The 6,227-nt window shown below is 34.5% G+C and carries 5 protein-coding genes; all 5 read left to right on the top strand.

Going from position 1 to position 6,227, the window contains the following annotated elements:
• The first annotated feature begins 693 nt into the window (after window positions 1-693).
• The 5 genes from CCZ01_RS09475 to CCZ01_RS09455 all read left to right on the top strand — a co-directional run bounded on the left by CCZ01_RS09475 (window position 694) and on the right by CCZ01_RS09455 (window position 6,072).
• Entirely contained in the window at window positions 694-1,761 is a 1,068-nt protein-coding gene (locus CCZ01_RS09475) for a replication initiation protein (protein WP_112052977.1), read from the top strand.
• Between the two features lie 296 nt (window positions 1,762-2,057).
• A complete protein-coding gene (trbB, locus tag CCZ01_RS09470) occupies window positions 2,058-2,996 on the top strand; it encodes a P-type conjugative transfer ATPase TrbB (RefSeq protein ID WP_112052976.1) in 939 nt (312 codons plus the stop codon).
• Between the two features lie 12 nt (window positions 2,997-3,008).
• The gene (locus tag CCZ01_RS09465) at window positions 3,009-3,305 is read left to right on the top strand and encodes a TrbC/VirB2 family protein (protein WP_112052975.1); all 297 of its coding nucleotides are present in this window, start codon (window positions 3,009-3,011) and stop codon (window positions 3,303-3,305) included.
• Window positions 3,305-3,601 (top strand): conjugal transfer protein TrbD, encoded by a 297-nt coding sequence (trbD, locus tag CCZ01_RS09460; protein ID WP_112052974.1) that lies wholly within the window; start codon window positions 3,305-3,307, stop codon window positions 3,599-3,601. Before CCZ01_RS09465 ends, trbD begins: the two co-directional genes overlap by 1 nt.
• The gene (locus tag CCZ01_RS09455) at window positions 3,601-6,072 is read left to right on the top strand and encodes a VirB4 family type IV secretion/conjugal transfer ATPase (protein ID WP_112052973.1); all 2,472 of its coding nucleotides are present in this window, start codon (window positions 3,601-3,603) and stop codon (window positions 6,070-6,072) included. Before trbD ends, CCZ01_RS09455 begins: the two co-directional genes overlap by 1 nt.
• Window positions 6,073-6,227: the final 155 nt, after the last annotated feature.

Raw genomic sequence — 6,227 nt, 5'->3', positions numbered from 1 at the left:
GGCGCGCAAAAGCAAAGCGAATTGCGCAATGCCCTATGTAAGGCGACTTTAGTCGCTTCATTGGCAGTTTTTGAGTTTGATTTTAGTTTTGTGCGTATGCAAGTGCACGCGCGTTTTTTCTCTTTTTTTTAATTTTTTTCCCTTTTTATTCTTTTAGGGGGGTTTTGGTGGTTGAATCTTGGGAATGTAAAAAATGTGCTTGTGTATATGTCTTTTAAGCGACTAAAGTCGCCTTATATAGGGAATTGTATAAAACGATTTGCTTTTGTTAATAAGTGGATTACAACAATGTTTAAAAAGTATAAAATAGGAACGATTAAAGGGTAAAATCACGAGTATTAAAGGGTAAAATCACGAGTATTAAAGGGTAAAATCACGAGTATTAAAGGGTAAAATCACGAGTATTAAAGGGTAAAATCACGAGTATTAAAGGGTAAAATTATTGACATTTACACTTTAATATTATATAATAAAAAAGCCGAACCAAGTTTTAGGCGACTATGGTTCGGCTAAATCGTCATTAAGGAATTACTATGTTTTCAAAAAAGCATAGCAAAAAGCCTTTAGTGAAATTATATCTAAAATTTAGCCTTTTAGGCTTCAAAGTAAGAGTGAAAGTAACTAAATAGGCTTTTGGGGCTTTGTGCCCCTGTTTCTTAGACGATAGACGATATATATGAGGAGCTTTACAAAATGAATCAAATCGTTAAATATCATAATGATTTTAATAAAATAAAACTACCGAGTTTTAATGAACTACAACAAAATTTACTTTTTGGAATTATCTCTAAGATAAGAGAGAAAGGAGATTCAATTTTTGAATTTTCTGCAACAGAGCTGAACGAGTTTGTTAAAGAGAGAAATTACACAAAAAAAGAATTATTTCAAGAGGTTTCTAATCTAAAGACTAATTTTTTTAAAGCAGACTTTACAATTATTGAAAGAGAAGGAAATAAAGTCGCGGAAAGGACAATTAATCTTTTTCAAGACTTTACTATTTTTTACGAAGATAACAAGGATACACATGATTTTGTTAAGTTTGAAAAAATACGCATTCAAGTTAATCCGACATTTCAATATCTTCTTAACGGGATTATAAGTAACTTCACACGCTTTGAATTAGTGGAATTCATTTCGCTAAGCGGTAAATACACAAAGACACTTTATAGACTCTTGAAACAATTCAGAAGCACAGGCTACTTAAAAATGGAATGGGAAGAGTTTAAGAGGGTAATAGATATTCCAGAAAATAAAACAATGGGTGAGATTGATAAATTTATTTTAAAGCCTGCCCTAAAGGAATTAACAAAGCCACGCACCCTTTTTGACATCAAACGAATCCCCTTTGAAAATCTCTCCTACACCAAAATCAAAGGCAAAGGGAGGGGGCGCGGTGGAAATGTTATCGGTATAGAATTCACTTTCACAATTCAAGAGCCACTAGAGCTAAAAGAAGAGACAATCAAAAAAGAAAGTCAAGAGCTTACGCAAGAAATTCCACCAGAAGCTAATCAACATCAAGCAGAAAGATTACAAGAGTGCATAGATAGAATAACAAAAAGTAAAAGAATTCCAACTCCAACAGCCCCAATTATGTACGCTTACGTTGGCATTCATCTTGAAGGTGGAAAAATCATTAATGCTTACAAGAGTCAGAATGTTTACTCTATTGAAATTCTTACTGAAGATAACAGCACTATAATACTATCATTTGCTACCATTACAGAGCTAGAATCTTACATCAAAGAACATCAAATCTAAGCCTTGTTTTGTGAACACCAAAAAGAAAAGTGCTAATATTTTGTATTTTTATTTTTATTTGCTATAATTTCAAAATTATAGAGTTGGGGTATCAGCTCTAGAAGAGAATTTGTAAGACCTACAAAAGTAGGCTAGATTTATTGATACTAGAAACCCCGATGGTGAATTTTAGGACTCCAAAAATGAAAATATTAATATTTAGCACTAAAAGTGGGGGGGGGGGGGCAACCCGCTAGAAAATACTCCAAGCCTTTATCCTCCTCTGCATTTCTTTATTTTTTTCTTTGGTGTAAAGTATGACTGAAGAAAAAAGAGGACGCATTATCTCCAAACTAACAAGAGAGCTTGGGGATACTATCTTAACTCTGCTCAAAGATCCTGATGTTATAGAGATTATGTTAAATTCTGATTCTACTTTGTGGGTAGAGCGTTTGGGACAGGATATGAAATTTTTAGAAGATTTCAATTCCATCAAAGCTCAAAGCATTATAGGCACAATTGCTAGTTTCTACGATACGATTTGCAATGCAGACAAGCCGATATTAGAATGTGAATTGCCTATTGATGGTTCAAGATTTGAAGGTCTACTGCCCCCATTAGTAACTAATCCAAGCTTCACAATTCGAAAAAAAGCACTTAAGATTTTCACGCTCCAAGATTATAAAAACGATAATATATTGCAAGATCATCAGATGGATAAACTCCAAAAAGCAATCAAGGAACGCAAGAATATTCTTGTGGTGGGTGGAACTGGTAGCGGAAAAACAACTTTTTGCAACGCAATAATTCACTCCATTTCAGAGCTTACACCCGAACATAGAATTATTGTCATTGAGGATACAGCAGAATTGCAATGTAGTTCAAAAAATAAACTTATAATAAAATCAAATGAAGATAATTCTATGCTCAAGCTCTTGAAAGCAACAATGAGACTCCGCCCTGATAGAATCATCGTGGGCGAGGTGCGTGGTGGAGAGGCATTGGATTTACTTAAAGCTTGGAATACTGGACATTCTGGTGGAATAGCAACAATTCACGCTAATTCTGCAACTGCAGGATTAATTCGTGTAGAGCAGTTAATTGCTGAAGTTTCCCAAAATCCACAACAACAATTAATCGCTGAAGCAATTGACTTGATTGTTTTTATTGAAAAAACTAAACAAGGTCGTTCAATCTCTGAAATAAAGCAATTAAAAGGCTTTGAGAATGGACATTATCAAATTTCAGATTATTAAGGAGGTTAAGATATGCGTAAATATCTAATTTTATTTGCTTTTTTTGGGGTTATGTTTGCACTAGCTTCAACGGCTGGAGCAGGTTTGCCATGGGAGCAGCCACTTGAAACTGTAAAGCGTAGCATAACGGGTCCTGTGGCTGCAACCATTTCCCTTTTAGCAATTGTTGCGTGTGGGGCTATGTTAGTATGGGGTGGCGAGTTTTCTAACTTCTTGAAAACTTTAGTCTATACGGTGCTTGTAGTAGCAATTATTATCGGTGCTGCAAATGTAATTAATATTTTCAGTGGTGGTGGAGTAGTTTTCTAATGAACAATTTCAGAATTAAAATTTATTCCGCACTCAACAAACCTAATTTAATTTTTGGGTGCGATAGAGAATTGATTTTGATGACGGGTGTCATTAGTTTTGCGTTGATTTTTGTAGGTATGAGCTTTATTACCTTCTTCTTAGGAGTGATTATATTAGCTATTTCCCTTACCTCTTTGCGCTTAATTGCTAAAAAAGATCCTTTAATGCGTGGAATTTTTATTAGGCAGTTGCAATACAAAAGCTTTTATGTACCAAAAGCTACAATTTTCGCAGAGACAAAGCAGGTGCATTAATGTTCAGACTTAAGGCATATAGAGATACCTTACAAGGTTTACCCGATATTTTGAATTATGCTTGCTATCTTGAAGACGGAATTTTGCTTAATAAGGACGGATCTTTAACGGCAGGATTTTATTATCGTGGCAGTGACATTTCTTCACTTACAAACGAACAACGCAGCTATATAGCTGTTAAAATTAATGCTGCACTCCTCAAGCTAGAAAATAATTGGAGTATGCATATTGATTGCTCACGCACGAGGATTGAGGATTATATTGACATAAATTCAAATATCTTTAGTAACGAAATTAACTGGATTCTTGAAAAAGAAAGAGAAATGTATTTTACAAAAAATGCACATTTCGAAAGTATTTTTTCAGTTACAATTACCTATTTGCCACCTTTGCAAGTCATGAACAAGATTAGGGACTTGATGTTTATTGACGAAGGTAAAAATTCAAAAAATGCACAAGATGAATCCGCAAAAATTCTTGCAGAATTCAAAACAAAGGTTTTTGACATTCAACGCACATTAAAAAATTATATTCGAATTTTTCCAATGGTTGCAAAAGAATTTCGTGATGAATATGACAATGTCGGATATTATGATGATCTTTTAGAACACATTAATTTTTGTATTACGGCAAATAGACAAAAGATAAGACTGCCTAGTTGCGGTATGTATCTTGATTCTTACATTGGTACTAAGAGCTTTGTAGGTGGTTTACGTCCTATGGTTGAAGACAAACATATCGGAGTAGTAGCGATTGATGGTTTTCCGAGTGATTCATTTCCAAATATCTTGAATGCAATGAGTGAACTTGGGTTTGAATATCGATTCAATACCCGATTCATTTTTTTAGATAAGCAAGTGGCTTTGAAATCACTTAACAAACATCGAGCAAAATGGAAGCAAAAGGTGCGAGGTTGGGTAGATGAATTATTAAATCGGGCGTCATCAAAAATCGATCAACACGCTCAAGATATGGTTATGGAGATTGATGAGGCAATTCGTGAAGTTAATGAAGGTATTGTCGCTTATGGCTATTATACTGCAAATATTGTGATTCATCATCACGATATTGAGGAGCTAGAGAAATGTATCAATAAAACAAAATCTTTGTTAGAAAAAATAGGATTTGTTGCTAGAGTAGAAGATATTAATGCCATAGAGGCATTTTTAGGCACTCTCCCCGCACATTCTTATCCTAACCTAAGAAGAAGTCTTATTAATACTCTAAATCTCTCTCACTTACTTCCTTTGGCTTCTATTTGGGCAGGGGAGAAATATTGCCCTAGCGATAAGTTTCCTCCACAATCGCCCCCATTAATGCAAGTACTTACACACGGATCTACACCATTCAGGCTAAATTTACATGTGGGTGATGTGGGACATACACTTATTTTTGGTCCAACAGGGGCAGGAAAAAGCACACTTTTGGCAAATTTGTTTTTGAACTTTCAAAAATATTCAAAGGCTAAAATTTTTGCATTTGATAAAGGAAAAAGTTTACTTCCCGCAACTCTTGCAACAAAAGGCACTCATTATAACATTACCGTAGATAAAACTTTAGCTTTTGCACCTCTTGCTAATTTGAAAGATTCGCAAATAGCATGGGCAGCTGATTTTTTAGAAGTTTGTATGAATTTGCAATTGGGTCGTTCTTTAGACTCCAAAGAAAAAGAAGAGATAATGGAGGCTCTAAGAACGCACAAGAATAATCAATCAAAAACAATCACGGATTTTACTTCGAATCTCCAAAATGAGGTTTTAAGGAGTGCTTTAAATGTATATTCAATCGATGGAAAATACGGATATTTGCTAGATTCTGAAGAAGATTTATTGAATATTGCAAATATTACGACTTTTGAAATTGAAGAATTAATGACTCTAGGGGATCAAGCAATTATGCCTGTGCTACTGTATTTGTTTAATCGCATAGAAGCTACACTTGATGGGTCTCCAGCAATGATAATCATTGATGAAGCTTGGATTGCTTTATCGCACGATATTTTTAAGCAAAAAATTGTTGAATGGCTCAAAGTGCTAAGAAAAGCAAATTGCTTGGTTGTCCTTGCAACACAAAGCCTTTCAGACGCCTTTAATAGTGGCATTTTAGACAAGCTCATTGAATCTTGTCCTACAAAAATTTTTTTACCTAATCCTGATGTTTTCAACAAGGGAAGCGATAATGTTTTGGGTAGCTATGATTATTACAAGGCATTTGGGCTAAATGACGCTCAATTAGAAATTATTAGAAGAGCGACACCAAAAAAAGAATATTACTATTGCAGTCCACTGGGTAACCGACTTTTTGATCTTGCACTAGGCAAAGTAAACCTTTCTTTGACAACGGTTAATGATAAAGAAAGTATAAAAAACATTGAAAATCTTTACGCAGATTTTCAAGAAAATTGGGTATTTGAATGGCTCAAAGAACGCAATGTCAATTACAAAATCTATGAAAGGAGTATGAATGCGTAAATTAACTATATCAGTTATTTTGTCTGGAATGTTAATAATGCCTACAACACACGCTTTTATCGATGGTGGGATTATTAGTGGCGGTATTTTGGGTAGTGTGGTGGGTGGACTTTTTGAAAGTATGATGAAAAATCAAGCCACAGAAACAACACAGT

Origin of the sequence: Helicobacter monodelphidis (assembly GCF_003288845.1) — a bacterium.
Classification (GTDB): domain Bacteria; phylum Campylobacterota; class Campylobacteria; order Campylobacterales; family Helicobacteraceae; genus NHYN01.
This window is presented reverse-complemented; position numbering and strand designations above follow the sequence as displayed.